This window comes from Euzebya rosea (genome assembly GCF_003073135.1).
GTDB lineage: Bacteria > Actinomycetota > Nitriliruptoria > Euzebyales > Euzebyaceae > Euzebya > Euzebya rosea.
Map to the genome: position 1 here is coordinate 184,014 of NZ_PGDQ01000010.1, position 23,891 is coordinate 207,904.

The 23,891-nt window shown below is 68.9% G+C and carries 24 protein-coding genes; 8 read left to right on the plus strand and 16 right to left on the minus strand.

Translation table 11 applies throughout. The features are described 5' to 3' along the window. Window positions 1–10 precede the first annotated feature (10 nt). A complete protein-coding gene (locus CUC05_RS15010) occupies window positions 11–646 on the minus strand; it encodes a TetR/AcrR family transcriptional regulator (protein WP_108666933.1) in 636 nt (211 codons plus the stop codon). 32 nt (window positions 647–678) lie between these two features. Beyond that, the gene (locus CUC05_RS15015) at window positions 679–1,401 is read right to left on the minus strand and encodes an SDR family oxidoreductase (protein WP_108666934.1); all 723 of its coding nucleotides are present in this window, start codon (window positions 1,399–1,401) and stop codon (window positions 679–681) included. Between the two features lie 55 nt (window positions 1,402–1,456). Between CUC05_RS15015 and CUC05_RS15020 the strand changes: the two genes are divergently transcribed. Beyond that, on the plus strand, window positions 1,457–2,251 hold the full coding sequence (locus CUC05_RS15020) for an enoyl-CoA hydratase/isomerase family protein (protein WP_108666935.1): 795 nt from the start codon (window positions 1,457–1,459) through the stop codon (window positions 2,249–2,251). A 14-nt stretch (window positions 2,252–2,265) separates the two neighbouring features. Here the strand turns inward: CUC05_RS15020 and CUC05_RS15025 are convergent, their stop codons facing one another. Genes CUC05_RS15025 through CUC05_RS15040 form a run of 4 tightly spaced genes read right to left on the minus strand, consistent with a single transcriptional unit; the run spans window position 2,266 to window position 5,979 of the window. Then, window positions 2,266–3,414 carry an acyl-CoA dehydrogenase family protein gene (locus CUC05_RS15025; protein WP_108666972.1) on the minus strand — a complete coding sequence of 383 codons (1,149 nt, stop codon included), beginning with the start codon at window positions 3,412–3,414 and terminating at the stop codon, window positions 2,266–2,268. Between the two features lie 5 nt (window positions 3,415–3,419). Then, window positions 3,420–3,908, minus strand: a complete 489-nt coding sequence (locus tag CUC05_RS15030; protein WP_108666936.1) for a MaoC/PaaZ C-terminal domain-containing protein — start codon at window positions 3,906–3,908, stop codon at window positions 3,420–3,422. Beyond that, window positions 3,905–5,113, minus strand: a complete 1,209-nt coding sequence (locus tag CUC05_RS15035; RefSeq protein ID WP_157965604.1) for an acyl-CoA dehydrogenase family protein — start codon at window positions 5,111–5,113, stop codon at window positions 3,905–3,907. Before CUC05_RS15035 ends, CUC05_RS15030 begins: the two co-directional genes overlap by 4 nt. Beyond that, window positions 5,110–5,979, minus strand: coding sequence for an amidohydrolase family protein (locus tag CUC05_RS15040; protein ID WP_108666938.1), 870 nt, complete (start codon window positions 5,977–5,979; stop codon window positions 5,110–5,112). Before CUC05_RS15040 ends, CUC05_RS15035 begins: the two co-directional genes overlap by 4 nt. Before the next feature lie 49 nt (window positions 5,980–6,028). On the opposite strand from CUC05_RS15040, the gene CUC05_RS15045 reads away from it, so the two are divergent. Both CUC05_RS15045 and CUC05_RS15050 read left to right on the plus strand, forming a co-directional pair. After that, window positions 6,029–7,414 carry an aldehyde dehydrogenase family protein gene (locus CUC05_RS15045; RefSeq protein WP_157965605.1) on the plus strand — a complete coding sequence of 462 codons (1,386 nt, stop codon included), beginning with the start codon at window positions 6,029–6,031 and terminating at the stop codon, window positions 7,412–7,414. Continuing rightward, entirely contained in the window at window positions 7,411–8,628 is a 1,218-nt protein-coding gene (locus CUC05_RS15050) for an acetyl-CoA C-acetyltransferase (RefSeq protein WP_108666940.1), read from the plus strand. Before CUC05_RS15045 ends, CUC05_RS15050 begins: the two co-directional genes overlap by 4 nt. 8 nt (window positions 8,629–8,636) lie before the next feature. Here the strand turns inward: CUC05_RS15050 and CUC05_RS15055 are convergent, their stop codons facing one another. Then, the gene (locus CUC05_RS15055; RefSeq protein ID WP_108666973.1) at window positions 8,637–9,785 is read right to left on the minus strand and encodes a CaiB/BaiF CoA transferase family protein; all 1,149 of its coding nucleotides are present in this window, start codon (window positions 9,783–9,785) and stop codon (window positions 8,637–8,639) included. A 148-nt stretch (window positions 9,786–9,933) separates the two neighbouring features. Here CUC05_RS15055 and CUC05_RS15060 point away from each other — a divergent pair, with 148 nt between their 5' ends. The 5 genes from CUC05_RS15060 (at window position 9,934) to dmpG (ending at window position 14,194) form a co-directional block, all read left to right on the plus strand. Further along, window positions 9,934–10,746, plus strand: coding sequence for an IclR family transcriptional regulator (locus tag CUC05_RS15060; protein WP_108666941.1), 813 nt, complete (start codon window positions 9,934–9,936; stop codon window positions 10,744–10,746). A 77-nt stretch (window positions 10,747–10,823) separates the two neighbouring features. Continuing rightward, a complete protein-coding gene (locus CUC05_RS15065) occupies window positions 10,824–11,243 on the plus strand; it encodes a DoxX family protein (RefSeq protein WP_108666942.1) in 420 nt (139 codons plus the stop codon). Between the two features lie 180 nt (window positions 11,244–11,423). Beyond that, window positions 11,424–12,200 carry a 2-keto-4-pentenoate hydratase gene (locus CUC05_RS15070; RefSeq protein ID WP_108666943.1) on the plus strand — a complete coding sequence of 259 codons (777 nt, stop codon included), beginning with the start codon at window positions 11,424–11,426 and terminating at the stop codon, window positions 12,198–12,200. A 63-nt stretch (window positions 12,201–12,263) separates the two neighbouring features. Further along, window positions 12,264–13,175: an acetaldehyde dehydrogenase (acetylating) gene (locus tag CUC05_RS15075; RefSeq protein ID WP_108666944.1), complete on the plus strand. Its 912-nt coding sequence runs from the start codon at window positions 12,264–12,266 to the stop codon at window positions 13,173–13,175. Then, complete coding sequence (gene dmpG / locus CUC05_RS15080) at window positions 13,172–14,194, plus strand: 4-hydroxy-2-oxovalerate aldolase (protein ID WP_108666945.1); 1,023 nt, start codon at window positions 13,172–13,174, stop codon at window positions 14,192–14,194. Before CUC05_RS15075 ends, dmpG begins: the two co-directional genes overlap by 4 nt. A gap of 67 nt (window positions 14,195–14,261) precedes the next feature. Here dmpG and CUC05_RS15085 read toward each other — a convergent pair whose 3' ends face one another. The 9 genes from CUC05_RS15085 to CUC05_RS15125 form a co-directional block, all read right to left on the minus strand. Further along, complete coding sequence (locus tag CUC05_RS15085) at window positions 14,262–14,495, minus strand: hypothetical protein (RefSeq protein WP_157965606.1); 234 nt, start codon at window positions 14,493–14,495, stop codon at window positions 14,262–14,264. 185 nt (window positions 14,496–14,680) lie between these two features. After that, window positions 14,681–15,835, minus strand: a complete 1,155-nt coding sequence (locus tag CUC05_RS15090; RefSeq protein ID WP_205712352.1) for a thiolase family protein — start codon at window positions 15,833–15,835, stop codon at window positions 14,681–14,683. Then, window positions 15,832–16,317, minus strand: a complete 486-nt coding sequence (locus tag CUC05_RS15095; RefSeq protein WP_205712353.1) for an aromatic-ring-hydroxylating dioxygenase subunit beta — start codon at window positions 16,315–16,317, stop codon at window positions 15,832–15,834. Before CUC05_RS15095 ends, CUC05_RS15090 begins: the two co-directional genes overlap by 4 nt. Next, entirely contained in the window at window positions 16,317–18,416 is a 2,100-nt protein-coding gene (locus CUC05_RS15100) for an acetate--CoA ligase family protein (protein ID WP_170128023.1), read from the minus strand. Before CUC05_RS15100 ends, CUC05_RS15095 begins: the two co-directional genes overlap by 1 nt. After that, window positions 18,413–19,675: an aromatic ring-hydroxylating oxygenase subunit alpha gene (locus CUC05_RS15105; protein ID WP_108666949.1), complete on the minus strand. Its 1,263-nt coding sequence runs from the start codon at window positions 19,673–19,675 to the stop codon at window positions 18,413–18,415. The genes CUC05_RS15100 and CUC05_RS15105 overlap by 4 nt, the downstream gene beginning before the upstream one ends. Before the next feature lie 33 nt (window positions 19,676–19,708). Continuing rightward, window positions 19,709–20,890 carry an ABC transporter substrate-binding protein gene (locus tag CUC05_RS15110; RefSeq protein WP_157965607.1) on the minus strand — a complete coding sequence of 394 codons (1,182 nt, stop codon included), beginning with the start codon at window positions 20,888–20,890 and terminating at the stop codon, window positions 19,709–19,711. Between the two features lie 213 nt (window positions 20,891–21,103). After that, window positions 21,104–22,309 (minus strand): MmgE/PrpD family protein, encoded by a 1,206-nt coding sequence (locus tag CUC05_RS15115; RefSeq protein WP_108666951.1) that lies wholly within the window; start codon window positions 22,307–22,309, stop codon window positions 21,104–21,106. Continuing rightward, on the minus strand, window positions 22,306–23,049 hold the full coding sequence (locus tag CUC05_RS15120) for an SDR family NAD(P)-dependent oxidoreductase (RefSeq protein ID WP_108666952.1): 744 nt from the start codon (window positions 23,047–23,049) through the stop codon (window positions 22,306–22,308). The genes CUC05_RS15115 and CUC05_RS15120 overlap by 4 nt, the downstream gene beginning before the upstream one ends. A gap of 12 nt (window positions 23,050–23,061) precedes the next feature. Then, window positions 23,062–23,844, minus strand: coding sequence for an ABC transporter ATP-binding protein (locus CUC05_RS15125; protein WP_205712354.1), 783 nt, complete (start codon window positions 23,842–23,844; stop codon window positions 23,062–23,064). Window positions 23,845–23,891: the final 47 nt, after the last annotated feature.

A 23,891-nucleotide genomic window follows, 5' to 3' on the forward strand; every position in this document is an offset into this window, starting at 1 on the left:
GGTGACACGCTCACCGCGTCGGGGGCTGGTGCAATCCGATGAGATCGAGGAACACGGCGGCGATCTGGCCCGCCTGGAGCGGGCCGCTGGGCCGGAACCATCGGTGTGCCCAGCTGATCATCCCGACTATCCCCTGCGCAAGGACCCACGGAGGAGCGTTGGCAGGTAGGTCTCCGGAGGCCTGGAGCTCCTGGACGACCTCGCTGATGTGGCTCACGAATAGGCGTTCATCCTCTGCGATCTGATGTCGCAGCTCCTGCGACAGCTGGTGAAGCTCCTTGTAGTACACGGTGTAGGGGACCTGGCTCTCGACCACGGCCTCGGTGAACCGGGTCACTATCTCGGTGAGGTGGGCCCGTGGGTCGTCGCGGCTGCCCGAGTCCTCCAGGACCCCACGCATGGTCTGGTCGATACCCAAGGCGATCTCGTGAAGGAGGTCCTCCTTGGAACCCACGTAATGATAAATGGCTGGTTGCGACAGTCCGACTCGCGCAGCGATGTCCTTGGTCGTCCCCGCGACGAAACCGCGTTCGGCGAAGACCTCGGCTGCCGCGGCAAGGATACGGCGTCGCTTGTCATCGAAGTCGCCGCCGGGTGGGGCGGTGGGCTGGCTCGGGATCGTCAATTCACCATCTGCTTTCCTCATGACTGTTCGTTCGTCGGATCGCCCTGGGCGGCCTAGGTGTGCCCGGAGGAGAGTCCGCCGTCTACGTAGATCGTCTGACCCGAGACATACGCAGCTGCCGCGCTGCACAGGAAGTCAACCACACCGGCAACGTCCGAGGGGGTTCCCGCTCTCCGGGCCGGTACCCCGTTGATGAAGCGCTCGTAGGCTCCAGGAGCGCGGCGCCTGAACTCCGCGGTGCCTGGGGTGTCGATGACTCCGGGGCAGATCACGTTGGCCGTGATCCCTGCAGGCCCCCCCTCGATGGCCACCGTTCGTGCCAGGCCGACAAGGCCAGCCTTCGCTGCTGCGTAGTTGGCCTGTCCGAAGTTGCCGTCCTTGGCAATCGACGAGAGGTAGACCATCCGCCCCGACCCCGCCGCCACCATGGCCGGCCATATCGTTCGGGTGAGCAAGAAGCCCGCAGTGAGGTCGACACGGATCACCTGGTCCCAGTCGGCCAGGCCCATTCGTTCGATCCTGGCGTCCCGCTGAATCCCCGCGTTGGCTACGCCAACCGTGGGCGGATCGAAGCGTTCGGCGACCGTGGCAACCGCTTGAGCCAGTGTGTCCGCCTGACCGACATCGCACACCACACCCAGCATGTTCGGGCCGGAGAGCGACTCCACTGCCGGGTCGAGGTCCAGTGCGCCGACCTGCAGGCCGGAGGCCTCCAGCGCTGCAGCCACACTCGCGCCGATGCCACGCGCCGCCCCGGTCACGATCGCGGTAACCATCCCACTGACCCCCTTGTTGTCTATCGATGGATCGAACGGTAACATCTAGGCGCAGATGGTCCAAGATGCCTCCACGTCCGCGGTGCTCATGACCCACGCCGATGGTGTCCTGCACATCGAACTCAACAGGCCGGAGCGGCTCAACGCGCTTGACGCGGAGAGCGTCGAGCGGATTCGTGACGGTCTCATCGCCGTCGGCGACGAGCCCTCGGTCGGCGCCGTGGTGATCTCCGGGCGTGGCCGAGCCTTCTGCGCGGGGCGAGATCTGCGCACGCTGCATGCCATACCGGACCGGCGCTCCATGTCGGTACAAGACCGGGCAGCGGCCCGTCGGGACGAGCACGATCGTCTCCTCAACGGGTTCACCGTGGTGACCCTTCTGCGCACCGTGGGAGTCCCTTGCATCGCGGCTCTCCACGGAGCAGTGGCCGGGGCCGGACTGGGGATCGCGCTCGCCTGCGACCTGCGCGTGGTCGCCACGGATACCACGCTGGTCTCCGCGTATGGTCGGATCGGCCTGCCGGGGGACTGGGGCGTCACCAGGATGCTGCCGCGCGTCGTGGGTGACGCCCTCGCAAGACGGATGCTCTTCACCGGGCACCGTCCGACGGTGGCCGAGCTGGAGGCCGTTGGCTTCGCCACCGCCGTTGTCCGGCCCGATGAGGCCACGGCTGCGGCACTCCGCCAGGGTGTCTCGCTGGCGGCCGGCCCGCGCATAGCCCACCACCACATGAAGGCACTGTTGCGCGACGACCGGTTGGTGGAGCATCTGGAGAAGGAGGTTCATGCAACGATGCTGTGTCAGGAGACCGACGCGCATCGGGTCGCCCTTCAGGAGCTACTCACCTGAGGCGTCTGCAACCCTCAGTAGGACTTGGGAAGTCCCAGCCCCCGCTCGGCAACGAAGTTGAGCACCATCTCACGGCTCACCGGGGCCGTCTTGAGGAAACGGGCCAGGCTCCAGAACTCTGCGATGCCGTACTCCTCGGCGAAGCCGTTGCCTCCATGGGCCTGCATCGACCGGTCGACAGCCATCATGGCCGCGTCGGCGGCAGCGAGCTTGGCCACGTTGCTGGCCATCCCGGCGTTGCGCCCTTGGTCGTACTCCCGCGCCGCGACACTGGTCATCTGTCTGGCGAGTTCGACCTGGACGAATGCTTCGGCAAGCGGGTGCGCCAGACCCTGGTGGCTTCCGATGGGCACACCCCAGACCTGACGCTGGTTGGCGTAGGTTGCCGCCCGGTCCAAGGCGTACCGGGCCACCCCGTTGGCCAGTGCGGCACCGAGGATCCGTTCGGGGTTGAGGCCGGCGAAAACCTGTCGCAGGCCTTCGCCTGCGCGTCCGATAAGGCGATCCTCGCTGAGGTGCACATCGTCGAAGTACAGGGTGTACTGACGTTCCGGAAGGGTCAGGGCGACGGGGATGGGGTCCTTCCGCAAGCCAGGAGCATCGGCATCGACGACGAACAGCGACAGCTCCCCGTGCCCCTTCTGATCAGTGCCGGTCCGGGCGACCACCAGGATGTGGTCGGCGACATCGACCCCAGTGATGTAGTACTTCTGTCCACGCAGGACCCAGCCGTCGCCATCACGCGTGGCCCGGGTCGTCAGGGCGTGGCTGTTGGAGCCAGCGTCCGGCTCGGTGATGGCGAATGCGAATATGGAGTCTCCCGCGGTCATTGAGGGCAGCCACTCCTTGCGCTGCTCGGGGTTGCCGAAACGTGCGATCACCGAGCCGCAGATGGCTGATGACACAACGATCATCATCAACGGCGAGCCGGTGGCGGCGAACTCCTCAGCCACCACCGCCAGTTCGGCGATGCCCATTCCCCCGCCGCCATGTTCCTCGGGGAGGTTCACCCCCACCAGTCCTGCCTCAGCGGCTGCCTGCCACAGCTCGTGGGTGTGCTCGTGCGCACGGGCCTTCGCCAGGAAGTAGTCGGGTCCGAAGTCCCTGCCGATGCGATTGATGGTGTCCCGGAGCATCTGTTCATCGGGGTCGGTGCGCCACATCACGGTCATGTCGGGAACTCCTGCTCGTCGGGACTTTCAGTCGGAAGGGGGGTGTCGGTGGCCACTGAGTGACGGGCGATGAGGCCGGTCGTCGAGAAGGACATGAGGACCGAGTCGCGTTGGTCCAGCACCTCGAAGTCCATTCGGATGAACCCGCGTCCGCGGCGGGTGAGCCGCCGTTCCGAGATCGTCACCCTCGCCCTCACGCGGTCCCCCGGCCGGGTTGGCGCGAACCAGCGGGCGTCGTCCAGCGAGATGCCGCCCTGACCATCGTGCTCCATGATCCCGTGCCCCATCCACAGCGACCAGGCGACGGCCATGGTGTGGAAACCCGAGGCGATCAACCCACCGAAGGCTCCCGCGTCCGCGACGCTTGGGTCGGTGTGCATGGGCTGGGGGTCGTACTCCTTTGCGAAAGCGATGATCTCGTCTGCAGAGATGCGTCGGTCGCGGGTGACATGAACCGAGCCCAGCTCTATGTCCTCGTACTTCATCGGCCACCTCCACCTGTACTGAGCGCCGCCCGGCCGAGCATGTTCAGCAGACTCTCCGACGTGCCCCCAGCGATGGTCCAGCCACGTACCTCTCTGAGGATCCTCTCGGCCGGGTGATCCTCGGCGCTCACGATGCCGCGCCACCCCAGCAGCTGGATGGCTGCGTCCGCCGAGGACACCGCCACCCGGGAGGCGGCCAGCTTTGCGCGCGCCGTGTCCAGGGCGTCAGGAAAGCCATGGGCATCCACGCGTGATGCGGCTCGGTAGGTGAGCAGCCGTGCAGCCTCCAGCTCCAGTTCGAGCTCGGCCACGCGCCACTGGAGTCCCTGACGACTTGAGAGCGGACGTCCTCCCTGGACGCGCTGCCTGAGGTGGTCCTCGGCGAGATCCAGCGCACGCCTGGCCACGCCACAGCAGATCCCGGCGATACCGATCCGCATGGCGTTGTAGCTCTGCATCGCCAACGCGAACCCGCCTGCGTCCGGACGGATCACCGCTGCCTCATCGGCAACCCCGGCGACATCGAGTTCGATCACGGCCTCGGGCGTGGCGTTTCCGCCGATCTTGCGATGGACGCGTCGTACCACGCAGCCCGGAGCGTCAGCGTCCACGAGCACGTAGCCAAGCCCCCGAACCCCCTCCGCCGGGCTCATCCTGGCCATCACCAGGTGCGCTCCCGCGAGCGACCCGCCAGTCACGAAGCACTTCGTGCCAGAGACCGACCAGCCATCGGGGCTGGCTGTGGCGGTGGTGGCGATCTCCGCCAGCGACGAGCCGGCGGCCAGCTCGGTGATGGCGATCGAGACGAGGGTCTCACCCGCCAACACGGCGGGCACCCAACGCTCCCGGAGACGTGGGTGGCCGATGGTCGACAGGACGTAGGCCGGACCGTTGGCGGCGATCTGGGTCGCCTCGGCCAGGGTGAAGGAGTGCCGCGCGAGCGCCTCGATGACCGCCACAGCTGCCAGTCGGGGCAGGCCCGCGCCACCGACCTCCTCCGGATGGGTCATCCCCAGCACCCCGTGGGACCCGAGGACCGCCACCTCCGGCCAGGGGAACAGGCCGTCCGCGTCCCACTTGTGGTCGTCAGCGGCGAGCCTTGACGCCAGCTGGCCCGCGCGGTCCGCAAGCTCTCGGTACTGCGCTGGCAGCTCGAGCGACAAGCCAGCTGCCGACGGGTCGATGTCGAGGTCGAGCACCTTCATGCCGTGCACCCTTCGACGTCGGTGGTCTCCAGCAGCCCCGTCAACCCGAACAGCTCAGCGGCGTTTCGCCACATCAGTCGATCGATCGTCGCCGGACGGAAGGGCAGCTGACGGAGCTGACTGGTGAGGTCACGGATAGGTGGGGACGAGGGCCAGTCGCTGCCCCAGAGGAGCCGGTCGGCGACCCGGTCGAGGTCCGGGAAGATCTCGGGGAGACGGCGTGGTGGCAGCCCCGACAGCTCCATCCACACGTTTCGCCGCATCCGGGTGAGGAAGAAGACCTGTTCGGTCCAGAATCCCCTCCCCGAATGGGCGAGGAGGAAGTTGACCTCGGGGAAGTCCACCGCGGCCTCGTCGACCAGCAGCGGATCGCAGTGTCGCATCTTCGCCCCCGGGAACACCGACGAGCCGACGTGGACCATGACCGGAACCCGGTGTTCGGCGGCAACGGCGTACAGCGGGTAGAGCGCCCGGTCGTTGGGTGGCAGCTGGTGGCTGGCCGGATGGACCTTGAGCCCGACCGCCCCCTCGCCGATGGCCGCGGCGAACCGGCGGTGGGCACCGGTCACGCTGCGAGGGTCGTACTGCACGAACGGCAGCAGCATGCCGTCGGACTCCTCGGCGTCCTGCAGCGTGTACTCCTGAAGCGGCCCACGCCCCGAGGGGATCGCCATGCCGATCGTCACCCCCTGCGACCGTAGGTACGGCCCAACTCGGCTCCCGATGGGCCCGTCGGGCTCAAGGGCTCCCAGGGCAGCCTCGTCGGCGGTCTCGCGGGCCAGCTCCAGACCCTCGGGGATCCAACGTGCCGTCGCCCCGACATGGACATGGCAGTCGACGACGGGTGGGGGTTCCGGGAAGGGCATGGAGGCAGTATAGTCATCTCGACTGATTGATCAATCCAAAGGAGTGAAGGTGGAGTCGATCGAGATCCGGTCCCCCGCGGACGGCACCCTGTTGGGGACGGTGGATCGTGACGAGCAGTCGACCCTCGATCGCAAGGTGCGGGCCGCAGCCGCTGCCCAGAAGGGATGGGCTGCCCTGTCCCCGATGGATCGCGCCGAGCGGTTGCTCGCCGTCGCGGCCGAGACGTCCGCGCACCTCGACCGTCTCGTGGTGGCGCTCGTGCGGGAGCAGGGAAAGACCCGCAAGGAGGCTCGGATGGAGCTCGAGCGCTACATCGGGCCCTTCATCCAGTACGCGGGGATGGCCACCGGTGCCGAAGGGAGACATGTGGACCTCGGCGATGGCGTCGAGGGGACGGTGAAGCGGCGCCCCGTCGGCGTGGTTGCGGGCATCGTCCCGTGGAACTTCCCGGCGTCCCTCTTCGGGACCAAGCTTGCCCCGGCCCTCGCTGCCGGGTGCGGTTTCGTCGTGAAGCCCGCCGAGTCCACGTCGATGGTCACCGGCGCACTGGCAGAGATCGTCCGGCGGCACGTCCCGGAGGACCTTGTCCAGGTCGTCGTCGGGGGGCCAGAGGTCGGCGACGCCCTCGTGCGCCATCCCCTCATTGCCCGGATCGCCTTCACCGGATCGACGGCCGTGGGCCGCCGGGTGGGCGCGACCGGGGGCGGTGAACTCAAGCGTGTGTCGCTGGAGCTTGGTGGCTGCGACCCCTTCGTCGTCCTGGACCAGGTGGATGTCCGGGCGGCAGCCCGCGCGCTCATGGGGACGCGGTTCTACAACGCCGGCCAGGTCTGCGTCGCCCCAAAGCGACTTGTCGTGCACGAGGCGGTTGCCGACGAGCTCGTCGCTGCACTGTCAGAACGTCTCACCCGGGTCGTTGTCGGTGACGGCCTGGCCGAGGGGACCACGATGGGTCCGCTGCACACCGCGGCGGGCCGCGCCGTGCTGGAGGCACAGGTCGCCGACGCCGTCGACCGGGGGGCGACGCTCATGGGCGGTGGGCACCCCGACGCCACGGACAACGAGAGTGGATGGTTCATGCGTCCGGCACTGCTGCTGGACCCGCCTCGGACGGCCAGGGTGCGACAGGAGGAGACGTTCGGCCCCGTTCTGACGGTGATCCGCATCCGTGATGAGGCCGAGGCGATCGCGGTCGCCAACGAGACCCCGTATGGGCTCGGGGCGTCGGTGTGGGGCACCGACCACGGGGCAGCACGTCGTGTGGCTGATGCGATGGACGCCGGGTACGTGTGGGTCAACACCCTCGGGAGGGTCTACGACGAGCTTCCCTTCGGTGGCATGAAGGACTCCGGATTCGGGCGTGAGCACGGCCGAGAGGCGCTGCTCTCCTTCACCGAGCAGCGGACCGTCGTTGAACGGGTCCCGTCACGGTGAATGGCGTACTTCGTGAAGCCGTGGTCTGCGAGCCCGTCCGAACCCCAGTCGGGACCTACGGCGGGTCCTTGGCGAGCGTCCCCGCTGCCCGTCTGGCCGCGATCGTCATCGAGGAGCTCGTGCGCCGGACCGGTCTCACCGCCGGGCAGATCGATGACGTCATCCTGGGGCAGTGCTACCCCAATGGGGAGGCACCTGCTATCGGGCGTGTGGCCGCGCTCGACGCGGGTCTGGGCGTGTCGGTCCCGGGCCTCCAGCTCGACCGCCGTTGCGGCTCGGGCCTGCAGGCGGTGCTGGAGGCAGCCATGCGAGTACAGACGGGCGTGGCGGAGGCGGTCGTCGCCGGAGGCGTGGAGTCCATGAGCGGGGCCGAGCACTACGTCCTCGGGGCCCGGTTCGGCCTGCGGGGCAACGCGCGCCTCCACGACCGGTTGGCGCGAGGACGGGTGACCGCCGGTGGCAGCAACTACCCCGTACCGGGCGGGATGCTTGAGACGGCGGAGAACCTCCGACAGGAGTTCGGCATCTCACGCGAGGCGCAGGACGCGTTGGCCGTTGCCTCCCATCGCAAGGCTGCTGCCGCGCAGGTTGCCGGGCACTTCGCAGCCGAGATCGTCCCGGTCGAGGTGACCGACCGGCGCGGACGCGTATCCACGGTGACGACCGACGAGCATGTCCGGCCTGACTGCACCATGGAGGTGCTCACGCAACTCCGGGCCATCCGCGCCGCGGTCGATCCATCGGCCACCGTCACCGCCGGGAACGCCTCCGGGCAGAACGACGGTGCCGCAGTGTGCCTTGTGACGACCCGGGAAATGGCTGACCGCCTCGGTGTTCGTCCCCTTGGGGTGCTCCGCTCCTGGGCGGTGTCCGGGGTGGAACCGTCCCGGATGGGCATCGGCCCGGTGGCGGCCTGCAGGGCCGCCCTTGAACGCGCGGGCCTCGCCCTCGGCGATCTCGACGTCATCGAGCTCAACGAGGCGTTCGCCGCCCAGGTCCTGGCCGTGCTGGTCGAGCTCGGGCTCGACCCGGCCGATCCTCGACTCAACCCTGTGGGCTCCGGCATCTCGCTCGGCCACCCTGTCGGCGCCACCGGCTGCCGGATCCTCGCCACAATGCTTCACGAGTTGGCGCGCCGTGGCGGCCGCTACGCCATGGAGACGATGTGCATCGGCGGGGGCCAGGGCCTGACCGCCGTGTTCGAACGAGCCTGACCCGACGGTCATTCGGCGTGGTCGATGGCCCCCCGTCCGATGAGGTCCGCCACCTCGTCTTCCGTGAACCCGAGGTCGGCCAGCACCGCGCGGGTGTCGGTGCCCGGCACCGTGGCCGGGGTGGGCGTGGCCGGCGGGGTGGCGCTGAACCGGGGGGCCGGGGCGGCCTGGGTCATCCCGTCGACCGTCACGTGGGCGCCCCGCGCCACGCTGTGGGGGTGCGCGGCCGCCTCGTCGAGGGTCAGGACCGGCGCGTAGCAGACGTCGGTGCCCAGCAGCATCTCGTCCCACTCCGCCCTCGTCCGCCCGGCGACGACCTCGGCGATGCGGGCCTTCTGCTGCGCCCAGCGGGGCAGGTCGAACTGGTTGGCGAACAGCTCGTCGTCGGCAAGGCCGAGCTTGTCGAGCATGAGGGCGTAGAACTGCGGCTCGATCGGGCCGAGCCCGACCCACTCGCCGTCGGCGGTCTGGTAGGTGTCGTAGAAGGGTGCGCCACCGTCGAGCATGTTCGCCCCGCGCTGGAAGCTGAACATCCCGGCGTGGCGGAGGGCGAAGAACGGATTCATCAGCAGGCCGGTGCCGTCGACCATGGCGGCGTCCACGACCTGGCCCTGCCCGGTGCGCTGGGCGTGCAGCAGTCCGCAGACCATGCCGTAGGCCAGCAGCATGCCGCCGCCTCCGAAGTCGCCGACGAGGTTGAGGGGCACGACGGGTTTGCGGCCCGCCTCGCCGATGGCGTGCAGGGCGCCGGCCAGGGAGATGTAGTTCATGTCGTGTCCGGCGGCGGTGGCCAACGGCCCGTCCTGCCCCCAGCCGGTCATCCGCCCGTAGACGGCCTTTGGGTTGCGGGCGAGCACCTGCTCGGGGCCGACGCCGAGTCGCTCGGCCACGCCCGGCCGGAAGCCCTCGAACAGCCCGTCGGCGGCGGCGACCAGGCGCAGGACGACCTCGGCCCCTGCGGGGGACTTGAGGTCCACGGCGATGCTGCGTCGCGAGCGGAACAGCGCCCCGTGGCCGACGGCGGCGGCGGGGTTGCCGTCCTTGCGGTCTACGCGGATCACCTCCGCGCCCATGTCAGCCAGCATCATCCCCGTGAACGGTCCGGGGCCGATGCCGGCCAGCTCGATGATGCGCACGCTCTCAAGCGGTCCGGCCATGGTCACGAGGTCTAGGGCAACTCCGACCGGACGGCAAATCGACCGACGTTCATCAGCTGGACTGTGGGATGATTATCAGGATCTTGGTAGTCTTATGGTCGAGTCGATGCGAGTCGCCCTGGGCAAGGGCTGAGGCAAGGAGCCGCAAGTGGCCTCATCAGATGCACTGGACACGTCCGTGGTTGGGAGGGCGTTCTCGATCCTCTTCTGCTTTGACGGCCGACGTCACGAGCTGAGTCTTGCCGAGATCACCGCACGGGTCGGGCTACCCAAGACGACGGTGCACCGACTTGCTGCCCACCTGCTGGAGCAGGGGGCACTGGAGCGCGGCACCGCCGGCTGCTACCGGTTGGGGATGCGGCTGTTCGAGCTTGGAAACCTCGTCCCCAGCCAGCGACGGCTGCGGACCACCGCGCTGCCGTTCATCGAGGACCTGTATGAGACAACCCATCAGGTAATCCACTTCGGCGTTCTCGACGGCATCGAGGTCATCTACCTGGAGCGCATCACGGGCCACGACGGGGTCAGCTGCCCAACAAGGATCGGTGGACGCATGCCGGCCTACTGCACCGCGGTGGGCAAGGCCATCCTGGCCCATCGGCCTGATGCGATGCACCGCACGTTGCAGGCCGGCCTGGCCCGTCGTACCCCGCACACCATCGTGGACCAGTGGCGTCTTCAAGAGGGGCTGCGGGAGATCACCCGATCCGGCTTGGCGTATGACTGGCAGGAGGGCCAGGTCGGTGTGTCATGTGTGGCGGCCCCGGTGTTCAACCGTGACGGCTTGGCCGTCGCGGCCATCTCGGTGACCTCCCACGCCATCCACAAGCGAAGCGAACGCTTCGCCGGGGCCGTCCAGGCCACCGCAGCGTCCCTGACCCGGACGTTGCGGCAGATGCCCGACGCCTACTGGGACCACAGCGATCTCTCCGCAGACCTGCGCGATGGCGCGTCGACATGACGGCGGCTGGCTGATATCGCCATGGTGACGTCAAGGGCACCGAGGACCCTTAATCCTCTCACGAATGGATCTCTGCCATGGACGCCCTCATCCTGATGGGCCGAATCATGTTCGGCGCACTGTTCGTCGCCTCCGCTGCAGGACACCTCACACAGACATCGGACATGGCTGCGTACGCCGAGATGAAGGGCGTGCCCGCCCCCCGAGCCATGGTGCTGATCTCCGGCTTGGTGCTCCTGTTGGGTGGCGTGATGGTCGTCGCGGGGTTGTGGGCCGATCTCGGCGCACTGCTCCTGCTCGGGTTCCTTCTCCCGACGGCCGTGGTCATGCACGCCCCCTGGCGCGTGACGGACGACGCAGAACGGCAGGCCGAGCAGACCCAGTTCATGAAGAACCTCGCACTGGCGGGGGCCGCCCTCGCGCTGTTCGCGTTCTTCGCTGGAACCGACGTCGGCCTCACCGTGACCGATCCGCTGTTCAGCGGGTTGTTCGACTGAGCCCGGTCCCGGCGCCTGGGGTCGGCCCCCGGGGCGCTGGGCAGCACGGGAGGGCTCGGACCGCCCTTCCGTTGGCCGGAACGAGAGCCTGTGTCCCTCCCGGCTCCCTTCGTAGCCTGCGGGCGAGATGGTGATGATGCCGACCCGTCCAGCGGGTTGATTCGAAGGGTGGACGCACGGATGGGCCTTCTGCAGGAGATGGGCGACCGGCTCTACGAGGCCATGCAGGCCCGTCAGCCGATCCCGCCGCTGACGCAGGAACTCCCTGAGATGTCGGTCGATGAGGCCTACACCGTGCAGACGCAGCTCGTGGAACGCCTCATCGGGGACGGCGCATCGGTCACGGGCTACAAGCTCGGGCTCACGTCGCGACCCATGCAGCAGATGATCGGGGTCGACCAGCCTGATTTCGCCCCCGTCATGTCCCACATGGTTCACGACGAATCGGCCCCGATCGACCTCTCGCGCTTCATCCAGCCCAAGGTCGAGGCCGAGATCGCACTCGTCCTGAAGGAGCCACTGCGCGGGCCAGGTGTGACGACCCTGCAGGCGGGTCGCGCGGTCGCCGGGGCTGTCGCCGCCATCGAGCTGGTCGACAGCAGGATCCAGGACTGGAAGGTGCGGCTGGCGGACACGGTGGCCGACCTCGCCAGCGCGGGGGCGATCGTGCTGGGTCAGACGCTCGTCCCGCTTCAGGGATGGGATCTCAGGCTGACGGGGATGGCAGTCGAGCGCAACGGGGAGCTGGAGGACACGGGCGCCGGCGCGGCGGCGCTCGGAAGCCCCTTGGCCGCCGTCGCCTGGCTGGCCAACACACTCGCCCCCTACGACGTGGAGCTGCAGCCAGGACACGTGGTCATGACCGGTGCCCTGCACCGGGCCTTCGAGGTGGCCCCTGGCGATCTGGTTCGAGCCGAGTTCGACCGCATCGGCGCGGTCACCGTCCGGTTCGCCTGAACACCGCCACGCGGTCACCGACGACCGGCCAACAAAGGGAGATGACTTGGAGATGACAACGGAATGAGTGCAGAACCCTGCGCAATTGTCGGGTCCGGCAACATCGGCACCGACCTCATGTACAAGCTGCTGCGGTCCCCGCACCTGGATCCCGTGGCCATGGTGGGCATCGATCCGGATTCGGAGGGACTGGCCCGCGCAGGCCGGGAGGGTCTGGCCACGACGGCTGAGGGGGTCGACTGGTTGATGGACCGCATCGAGGACCTGGGTGTCACCACCGTCTTCGAAGCCACCTCGGCGTGGGTCCACCGCCAGAACGCCCCTCGGTACGAGGCCGCCGGGGTCCGGTGTGTGGACCTCACGCCCGCCAAGCTTGGCCCGCTGGTGGTGCCGCCGGTCAACCTGCACGAACATGTCGACGCACCGAACGTGAACCTGATCACGTGTGGCGGACAGGCAACCGTGCCCATGGTGCATGCGGTGAGCCGTGTCTCGGCGGTGCCGTACGCCGAGATCGTCTCCTCCGTCGCCTCCCTGTCGGCCGGGCCCGGCACCCGCCAGAACATCGACGAGTTCACCCTGACCACGTCCAAGGCCCTGGTCGAGGTCGGGGGCGCGCAGACCGGGAAGGCCATCATGGTGCTGAACCCCGCCGACCCGCCGATCCTGATGCGCAACACCGTCTTCTGTGCCGTCGGGCAGGACCACGACGAGCAGCAGATCATCGACTCGGTGCGCCGCATGGTGGAGGAGGTGGCGGCCTACGTGCCGGGGTACCGACTGGTGGCGGACCCCGTGTTCGAACACGGTCGCTACGACACCCCTGGCGGACTGGTCAACACGCGGGTGGTGGTGCTCCTGGAGGTGGAGGGTGCCGGCGACTTCTTCCCACCCTACGCCGGCAACCTCGACATCATGACCGCGTCCGCCGTCCGCGTCGCCGAAGCCACCCTGACCTCTGGAGTTCCCGCATGACCGCCAGCACCGACGCCGCGCCGGCCTTCCGGCTCACCGACTCGACGTTGCGTGATGGTTCGCACGCCATCCACCATACGTTCACCGCCCCCCAGGTCGAGGCGGTGGTCGGCGCATTGGATCGGGCGGGTGTCCCCGTCATCGAAGTCACCCACGGCGACGGCCTGGGCGGGTCGTCGTTCAACTACGGGTTCTCAGGCACCACGGAGATGGATCTGATCGACGTGGCGGTCAAGACGGCAGAGCGGGCGCGGATCGCGGTGCTCATGGTGCCGGGCATCGGGCTGAAGGACCACCTGCGGGAGGTCGCCGACAAGGGTGTGGAGATTGCGCGGATCGCCACGCACTGCACCGAGGCGGACATCTCCGAGCAGCACATCAGGCTCACCAAGGAGCTGGGGATGGAGGCCGTCGGCTTTCTCATGCTCGCGCACATGCTGTCCCCCGAGGACCTGCTCGAGCAGGCCCGAAGGATGCAGGAGTACGGGGCTGACTGCGTCTACGTGGTGGACTCGGCGGGGGCCCTTACGATCGACGACGCGAAGCGGCGGGTGGCCGCGCTCAAGGCTGGGCTGGACATCCAGGTCGGCGTCCACGCCCACAACAACCTGTCGCTCGCGGTGGCCAACTCGCTGGGCGCGCTCGAGGAGGGTGCCGACCAGATCGACGGTTGCACGGTCGGTCTTGGTGCCGGGGCGGGGAACTGTCCGACGGAGGTGCTGGTCGCGGTCTGCGAGAAGCAGGACATCCCCACGGGGATCGACGCGTTCACCGTCATCGATGCGGCAGAGACGGTCGTACGTCCGCTCCAGCCCACCCAGGGAGTGATCGATCGCGACGGCCTCCTCCTCGGGTACGCCGGTGTGTACGGCTCGTTCCTGCACCACGTCAGGGCGGCGGCTGATCGCTACGACGTCTCGTCCAGCGAGATCATCCTCGAGCTTGGCCGCCGAGGCATCGTGGGCGGCCAGGAGGACATGATCATCGACGTGGCGGTCCAGCTGGCACAGTCGGCTTGAGCCGCCCCCCCGGTCGGCCCTCTCCCGGTGTGGAGAGGGCCGACGTGTTCCCCCCAGGACGCCGTCCTCAGCCGTCCAGGTCCACGGCGGGCAGCGCCGTGTTGCCCACGCGGCGGAACGCGATGCGGACCGCCGCACCGACCGGTGGGACGGTCGTGGTCGCCGAGGTCGTCGTCAGGACGAGGCGGTGCCCGGCCGCGAACTCGATGTCGAGCAACGGATAGGGCCGTTCGGTCAGGATCTGGGCCGGCGCCACCCGGTGGATCCAGGACGCGGCATGCACGTGCCCGAGCAGGGGCACGTCCCGCCACACCACATCGGTCTGTGCACATCCGTGGCAGGCCACCTGGTCAAGCTCCAGGGCGGTGTCGCATGCGCGGCAGCAGGGGAGAACCAGGCGCCCCTGATCAGCTGCGCGGCGGAATGGCGCACATCGCGCGACATCGGGGGGCTCGAGTGAATCGTCGGCCAGCCAGTCGACCATGGTCAGTCCTCCCGCCGCAGGACGAGCACGGCGTGATCGTCAAGCCGACCGCCCATCGTGGCCACGAAGGCGGTCTGGGCCTCCGGCACCTGGCGGGCGCCGCCCGTCCCGCGCAACTGGATGATCGCCTCCACGACTGGCGTCATGCCCTGGAGGTACCAGCCTGAGAGGTGTCCACCGCCAGTGTTGAGTGGCAGGGACCCTCCGGGCGATCCGTGCCCGTCGTGCATCCATGCTGCGCCGCCCCCCGGAGGGGCGAAACCATGCGCCTCCAAGAGGCACAGCGTCACGATCGTGAAGGCGTCGTAGAGCTGCAGGACGTCCACGTCCTCCCTGCTGATCCCGGCCTCCGCGAGGGCGACGTTCGCAGCGGGGACCTCCTCAACGTCGAACCAGCTCTCGCCTGGTCCGACTCGGCGTCTGACCGGGTGAGCCGCTCCCGCACCGACAACGCGCACGATGGGGTGGTGGCCAGAGTTCCCTGCGGTGACCAGCAGCGCCGCCGCACCGTTGACCGGTCTCGCACAGTCGAGGCGGCGCAGGGGCGTGGCGACCATCGGGCTGTCGACGTAGCTCGCCATCGCCAACGGTTCGCGGGACACGGCCAAGGGGTTCCCCGCGGCCCACTGCCGAGCGGTCAACGCGACTGTGGCGAGATCCTCGGGCTCGAGGCCGTGGACGGCGGCGTACCGGGCCGCGATCAGCGCGTATGCCGGCACCGCACCCAGCAGGCCGGCAGCCCGCTCCACGGCACGGGTGTGGCCGCTGCTGGCGTACTGGGCAAACCCTGCGCCCGCGGAGCCTGTCGACCCGATCGGGGTGTCGGCGAACACGGCGGCGACGGTGGTCGCTGCGCCAGACTCGACCATCGCGAAGGCTTCGGAGAGGATCAGCGCCGCCGTCGTCCCGCGACACTCCACCTCCTTGAGAACGCGCAGGTCCTGAAGGCCTGCCGTTCGCGCCAGGTCGAGCGACAGGGTTCCCCCGCCCGGCACGCCACTCCGGTTGATGAGCAGCCCGTCGATGTCCTGGAGGCTCATGTCCGCATCGCGGACCGCCTCGGTGAGCGCGGTCACTGCCAGGGTGGAGACGTCCGGCCCAGCCTTCGTGGTCATCGGGGTCAGGCCCAACCCGGCCACGGACGCTCGGTGGCTCACGGCAGGAAGGCCAGCGTGTCCAGCGGACGCTGGGGATCCACCAGCAACACCTTCTTCTGGCGGATCCCGAACCCCTCGTTGCGGGCCCGGAGGACGTACTCGACGCGGCCTGACCAGACGTGCTGTTCTCGGCGGGACTCAACGAGCACGAACGCCATGCGGACGTCGAGGTCCTCCCCCCTGGGAACCATGGATATGGTCCCGATCGTGCGCACCAACCGCGATGCGGGGATCTGGGCGTGTCGTAGGCCGGTCTCGAGCTGCGCCACCCGCCGTTCGATTCGCCGACGATTGTCGTAGATGATGTTGATCGCCGAGTCGGGATCCGCAGCGGAACGGTCCGAGGCGGGCACCCAGTAGACGCCGTCGGCCTCCCACAGCTCCAGCCACTCCCGGTAACGGTGGGCGTCGAGAAGCTCTGCCTCATGGGTCAGGAAGTCCTGAACCGCGAGACGCGCCTCGGGCGAGAGCGAGGTTGCCATCATTGCGTTTCCTCAACAGGTTCTTCGAGGACGATCCGTGCATCCAACGCCGTCAGCGTGCCGTCCATCGATAGGGCGAGCGGGTTGATGTCCACCGAGACGATGTCGGGGTTGTCGGCAAGCCAGCCGGCGAATGCGACGACAGCGGCCTCGACGGCGTTGCGGTAGGACGCGACCAGTGGGACACGCCCGAGGACGGAGTGGTCCAGCATCCACTTGGCTGCCTCGGCACCGAGTGGTGCGGGCAGCGTCACCACCTCGCCCACGGCCTCGCTCACCGAGCCACCGAGTCCGAGCACGACGCAGGGACCGATGCTGGGATCTCGCACCGCGCCGAGCAGGAGCTCGACCGGGGCTGGCACCATGGCCTCCACCGTCACCATCGGCGACGGGTCACCGTTGCCAGCCGCCATGGCGAGCAGGTGGTCGGCTGCCGTGACGACTGCCGTGGTATCGGTCAGGCCGAGCACGACCCCGCCGCCGGCGGCCTTGTGGTTCAGCGTGGGGGAGGACAGCTTCAGGGCCACCGGACCGCCGATGCGCGCCGCGATGGAGCCCGCCAGCTCCGCCTCCCCCGTGACGTCACCGTCCGGGAATCGCAGACCCGCCGACGCGAGCCGGACGCGTGACGGCCAGTACGGCAGGGTGACCGGCGTGCCGGACACGGAACCGGGGCGTGGATCGGCGAGGTCGAGTGAAGGCAGGGTTGCGACGTGCCGCAGCCATTGGTCGTAGCCGACGATGATCCGGGCGGCGAACGGACCTGAGTCGAACACCGGCGCCTCCCCGCTGCGCAGCAGCGCCACACCCTTGTCGTTGAGGCCATCGACGTGCCGGGCCGCGAGCACCAGCGGGACGGGGAGCTCGGCGTTGGCCGCGTCGGAGGCACAGCGGTAGACGAAGTCGTAGTTGTCGGCGAAGGCGGTGATGTTCGCCAGGACCACGTCGACGTCCTGGGCCCGGTCACGGAGGTGGATCAGGGTGTCGGCGATCGATCGTTGGTCGGTCACGATCGCGCCCCCGGTATCCAACGGGTTGGTCGGTGGGACCATGTTGAGGTTGGACTCGACCCACTCCCGGCTCTCGTGCGCCAAGGGTGGCAGGACGCACCCGCCGGTGTGGAGGATGTCAGCGACCAGGGCGCCCTCGGCCCCCGAGGTCGTCATCACCGCCACCCGTTGGAGACGGCCCAGCGTATCGGGCAGCAAGGCCCGGAGCCCGATGAGCGCCGGCACGTCGTTGATCTCGCTGACGACCAGGGCACCGGCAGCGCGCAGGAGGTCCACGCTCGGACCCACGTCACCGACGATCGCCCCCGTGTGGGTGGCGATCGCGGCGGCGCCTGCGGCTGTCTGGCCCAGTCTGATGGCCACGACCAGCTTCCCGGCGTCGACCGCCGCGCGGATGGCCCTGACCATCATCGCCGGTCGACGCATCTCCTCGACACCGACCACGATGGCGTCGATGCCCGGGTCGGCAGCCGCGTGCTCGGTGAGATCCCAGAGGTCGATGTCGAGCTGCTGCCCGACCGAGGCGGTGTAGGCCAGACCGGTGCCATAGCGCGGCAGCAGGTTGCTGATGGTTGCACTCAGCGCACCGCTCTGGGCGAAGACCGCCACGCGTCCAGGGCGCAGGTGGCGGGAATGCGTGCTGGCCCCGCGCGGCACGAAGGAGTCCCGCAGGTTCGACAACCCGGAGGTGTTCGGCCCGAGGAGTCGCATACCGGACCCCTCCACGATCTCGTGGAGCGCACGCAGCGCCGACTCGGAGAGGTCGGATGCAAAGACGATGACGGCCCGGACGCCCTGCTGCGCCGCCAGCCGGCACTGCTCGAGGACCATGCGGCTGGGTACGGCCATCACGGCCAGCTCCACCGCCCCGTGCGGCAGGTCGGCCAACGACGGGACGCAGTTGAGTCCGCTGATCGACCGGTGGGAGGGGTGGACGGGGTACACGGTGCCCTCGAAGCCGAACTCGAGGAGGTTGTGCAGCGCCGCGCCGCCGAACTTCGTGGTGTCCGGCGTGGCCCCCACGACAGCCACGCTTCGGGGAAGCAGCAGGGCACCGATCCCGCTGCGGTCATCGTCGGGATGATTCACGAGGTCATCAGCGCCTTGTACTGCCGCCAGAAGGCCCGCTGGGGCAACTCCCCGGTGAGGTCGGGATCCAGTGTCGCGTAGGCGCGGTCGGGGTCTGGGACGACCCCGGCCCGGCCGCGGGTCAGGTCGACCCATTCCGGCTGGCCGGCCCGGAACCCTGCCTGGTTGCGCTCGGCGATCTCGGAATCGTCGGCGATGAGCATTCCCGCAGGGCCCATGGCGGCCTCGGACCGGCGGAGCTGGCGCAGGGAGATGTCCTCGCAGCCAGGGATCGTGATCGCGGCGGTCCAGCTGTTGGTGACGTTGGGTCCCACCGGCTCGGCCACGAAGATGTTGAACTCCGCCAGGAACAGGTTGGGGAAGATGACGCCGTGTGGGGGCCCGGCGACGAAGCGGTCGTGGGCCTCCGCCTCCCCGTAGGCCTGCACCATCGCCGCGGTGTAGTCGGGCAGCTTCTGGCGGGTCGCCGACCCGATCCAGAGGAACTCCTCATCCTGGCGACGGTGTTCGGATTCGAACAGGATCTCGGAATGTCCGCCGCCCAGGTCCCGTACTGCGGCACCGCTCTTCTGCCCGTACGTGATGCCCTTGCGCGGCCCGGAGGCCCCCTCAAACAGGGAGGCGTGGGTGAACTGGACGTGGTACCCATCGACCTGGTTCTCCATCACCGCCTTCCAGTTGGCCCCGAGCCGGTGGTGCAGCCAGCCCTTGGCAAGGCTGATCTCACCCGTGGGCGACATGCCGGACAGGCGGGCGAGCATGTCACGCCCGCCATCGCCCAGGTGTGTGTCGAGGTCCGGACCGTCCGGCGCGAAGGACACGAACACGAAGCCGTGGCGGACATCGGTCCGCGGGGCCGCCATGCTCATGGTGCCCCGAAGCTGCTCGATGGGTTCGTCATACCCCTTGGCGAACGGGATCCCTGACAGCTGCCCGTCGTTGCGGTAGGTCCAGCCGTGATAGTGGCAGCGATAGGAGGTCGCGTTGCCGCGGTCCTGGACGCAGACCCGGTTGCCCCGGTGGGCGCACCGGTTGTACAGGACGGCAATCGTCCCATCGGCGGTCCGGGACAGGATCAGGGGCTCCCCGGCGATGTCCCTCGTGACGTAGTCCCCGACCTCGGGGATCTCGCTGGAGTGGCCGGCGAAGAGCCATCCGGCCCTGAAGATGCGGTCCATCTCCAGGCGATACACCTCATCATCGGTGTACAGGGAACCGTGGACACGCTCCTCGGTGATGCGGTCGTGCAATGCCGTCATGGCTCGTCCTCTCCGTCGTGGCCGTCGTCGGGGTCAACCCTCTGCGGCGATGGCCGCGTCGAGATAGGTGTGGTCCACGTACTCCTCGTATCCGATCGCGTCGGCCGCCTCGATCGACCCGCCGGCGATGAAGATCTCCATCGCGTTGTCGAAAGAGTCCTGTGGGAGGTGCAGGTCGTGCCAGACGTAGGGGGCCAGCACGGGGTCATCGACGTAGAGCTCGATGGCCTGGATGAGGAACTCCTCCTCGATCACCGAGGACCCGCCCTGGAGGATGGGGATCGACACGTCGATCACCTCTTCGCGGTTGGCGGGGTCCTCGACGAACTCGATGAGCCGCAGCAACGCCCGCATGAAGCAGGTGGCCACCACGTCGTTGGCCTCTGCCCACGCCCTGGTCGTGAGGATCTGCAGGGCGGAGATCTTCGGCACCTCGGTGCCCTCCGGGGCGAACCCGTAGGTGGTGAAGCCCTCCGCGGCCGCCAGGAAGTTCGTGGGCGGGGCAGCTGGCAGCGCGTCGATCTGGCCGCCCCGAAGGGCAAGGAACGCCTCGGCGGTGGCCCCGGCCTGCACGAACTCCAGCTCGGTCTCGGGGTCCAGGCCGGCCAGCTCGGCCATGAGGCGGAACGCATGGGCGTTGACCCCGTTGACGTTGGAGACCCCGACCGTCGCCCCGCGCAGATCGTCCCACGTGGTGAACTCCGGCGCGGACACGGGCTCCCAGATCGAGGAGTTCACCGCGCCGGCGATGGCGATGGCGTCAGCGCCTTGGGAGGCCGAGATCATGCCCGCCGAGCCCATGACGTTGACATCCAGCTCACCGGCGGTAAGACCGTTGAGCAGGTCGGTGGCGCTGGCGAAGGCGACATCGTCGATGGTGATGTTCACTTCGTCGAAGAACCCGAACTCGTCGGCCATCGCGATCCAGTACCCGCTGGTCATGCCGTGGCGGCCGGTCTGCAGCCCCACGGTGACGGTCGTGGGATCCGAGGCGCCGGGGGCACAGGGATCATCCTCGGCCACCGGCGTGGGGGCGGCCGGCTGGTCGTCGGAAGGTTCCCCGGACTCCTCGGTCGCGGCCGACGTCGCCGATGGGTCCGACGTCGGGTCGTCGGCCGGTGTTTCCTCGGCGACGTCCTCGGAGGGGCCGTCGTCCACCGACACCTCATCGGAGGAGGAACAGGCCGTGAGCGACAGGAGCAGGGCAACCATCATGGCGAGCCACCGCGTGCGTCGGATCGTACGATGCGGGTTGGGGGTGATCATCGAGTTTCGGCTCCTCCTCGAGGGCCGCGTGCAGCGACCGACGTGATGTGGCGACCGGACGGTCCTCCGGGCTCGCACATTTTTGACCTGGTCGAGCTGAGCGTGACAGAGGAGGATTCCGGTCAGCGGCACACTGCCCAGGCGTCCCACAACGCTTGATGCTCAGGCGCCCTGCGCGAGACCTGTCTCCAGCCGGCGAAGCAGTGCCCTGGCCGGCGTGCTCGGGTCGTCGAGCAGGCGCACGGCATCGCCGGCACCGAGGCTGGCGATCTTGCCCTCGTGCTGCGTCGACGACATGGGACGGTCGGGGGAGCCGACTGCTGCGTCACAGCGCACCTCGGCGCCGTCCACCATCAGGATCGCCGTCGACTGCGGCAGTGCCGGGTCCTCCAGGACCGTCACCCGCTGCGCGTATGCACCGACGTGCGGGTCGACCTGATCAAGATCCGCCACCGTCGGAGGGCGGCACCGCAACAGCACGAACGCCGTCAGGTAGGGGATGGAGAACTTGGTCTCCAGCGGTCTGGCCACATCGTCGAGCGGGGCTGCCCTTCGCGACAGCGGGTGTACCACCACGCTGGCCGGCGTCCCGCCGGGAACGCCGTCACGGCTGGCCTGCCATGCCGCGTCGATGGCGGTGTGGGTCTGGAGGCAGCACGGGTAGGCCTTGACCCAGTTCTCCACCACCGCGTCCGGGCGCATCGGAGCGGCCACCTGATCCGAGCCGTGGGCCCGTGCCCACTGCTGATCGATCCGTGAACCCAGGTCGGCGCCACCCCGCGCCAGCAGGGCGGCTGTGACACCGGTCTGCGCCGCCAGGCCGACCTGCAACGACTTGCCGTCCGACCCGAATGCGGCCTGGAGGCCGCCGGCCCCGAGGGCGGCCAGGCGAACCGCCTGGGTCAGCTCCTCCTGCCCCATGCCGAGGACGGTCCCGGCGGCCACCGCCGCAGCAGGGCTGCCACACAGCGAGGTGGGGTGCCATCCCCGCTCGTACAACCAGGGGTGGTGGGCGCGGGTCATGGCCGCCATGAACTCCCACCCCCGTCGATGTCCCTCGGCAACCGTCTCGACGTCGGCATCCACAAGACAGGCTGTGGCGAGGGCCGCGGCGACGGTCGGGCAGCTGAGGTGGGCCAGCCCCGGGGTGAAGGTGTCGTCGAAGTCCAGCACATGGCCGACGACGGCCAGCCAACGCGCCATCAGGCTTGGGTCGTCGGAACCCCTGGGGACGGCACGACCCAACGGGGTGGCGGCACCGCCGACCATGCAGGCAACGGTGTCCCGCAGGGCCATGCGATGGCCGACCTGCCCGTCCACCTGGGCGATCCGCTCCGGCCATGCCGCGCCGGGGGGCACCGCGGTCACAGCGACCTGCTCGAGCCACCGTCGACGACGACCGCCGACCCGGTCGTGTAGGAGGCCGCGGGTGACAGCAGGAACGCCGCGGTCCGCCCGAACTCCTCAGGACGCCCCGCCCTCCCCAGCGGGACATCCTGGACGAACGCGCTGTCTCCGGCGACCCCACCGGACAGCTCACGAAGTCGCTCCGTCGCGAACGCACCGGGCAGGATCATGTTCACGCGGACCCCTCGCTCGCCCAATGGCCGCGAGAGGTGCTTGACGTAGCCCCACACACCCGGCCGCGACAGGTTCGACCCGACGAGGCTGTCGGCAGGCTCTCGAACCGTGACCGACCCGACCACCAGCATGGCGGCGCCTTCGGGAAGCGCCCCTCCGAGGTCCCGGAGCAGCCGCACGACAGCCGCAAGACCGAGATCCACCGTCGCGGTCAACGCCTGGTCAGTGATCTCCAACGCCCCTCCCGAGGGGGGGCCCCAGTGGTTGATGAGCGCGCCATGGAGCCCGCCGAAGCGCGCACGTGCAGCCTCGACCAAGGCCTTCCCGCAGGCGGGATCCCGGAGGTCGAGCTGGACCCCGTGCGCGCGCTCGCCGAGCTCGGAAGCCGTTCGTGCCGCACGGTCACGATCGCGGGAGGCGACGACCACGTTGGCCCCCTCGGCGACCAGGACCTCCGCCACCGCCCGGCCAAGGCCCCTGGTCGACCCGGTCATGGCGAAGGTCCGCCCGTCCAGCTCAAGGTCCATCGGGCGCCCGCCTCATGCAGACGTGCGGTCGGCGGACGGGCGTTGGGCATGCCCCAGCATCGCCCAGATCTCCCTTGCCTGTTCCGCGAGCTCTGGTGAGCGCTGGAACTCCTCGTCGCGCATCTCGGGTGCGTCCACGCGCACCGTCTCGACGATCCGCCCTGGGTGGGTGGCCATCACGACAACCCGATCGGCGAGGAAGACGGCCTCGCGAATGTCATGGGTGACGAACAGAACGGTTGCACGCAGATGGGCGGCGATCGCGGTCAGCTCACGCTGCAGGTGCTCCTTGGTCATCGCGTCCAGCGCGCTGAACGGTTCATCCATCAGCAGGACGTTGGGATCAATGGCCAGTGCCCGGGCGAGGTTGACCCGCTGCTGCATGCCCCCGGACAGCTGCGACGGGTAGTAGTCCCGGAACTGGCTGAGCCCTGTCAGCTCCAACAGCTCCGTCATGCGCTCCTCACCGGTGGCTCGCTGGTCGCGCCGGCACTGCAGCTCAAGACCGAAGGCGATGTTGTCCTCGACGGTGCGCCATGGCAGGAGGGAGGACTGCTGGAACACGAAGCTCCGAGTCACCACGTCCCCGCCGGCGTCGAAGGTGACCTCCCCGGAGCTTGGCTGCTCCAGCCCCATGACGATCCGCAGCAGCGTGGTCTTGCCGCAGCCGGATGGTCCGACCACGGCGACGAACTCGCCGGCGGTGATGTCCAGGGCCACATCGTGCAGCGCCGTGAAGGTGCTGCCGTTGGGACTGGCGAACGTGCGATTCACCGCGGTCGCGGTGATGGCCACGCCCTCCCGCGTTCCCAGGGTGTCGGCGTGCGCGGCGGATCGGGGCA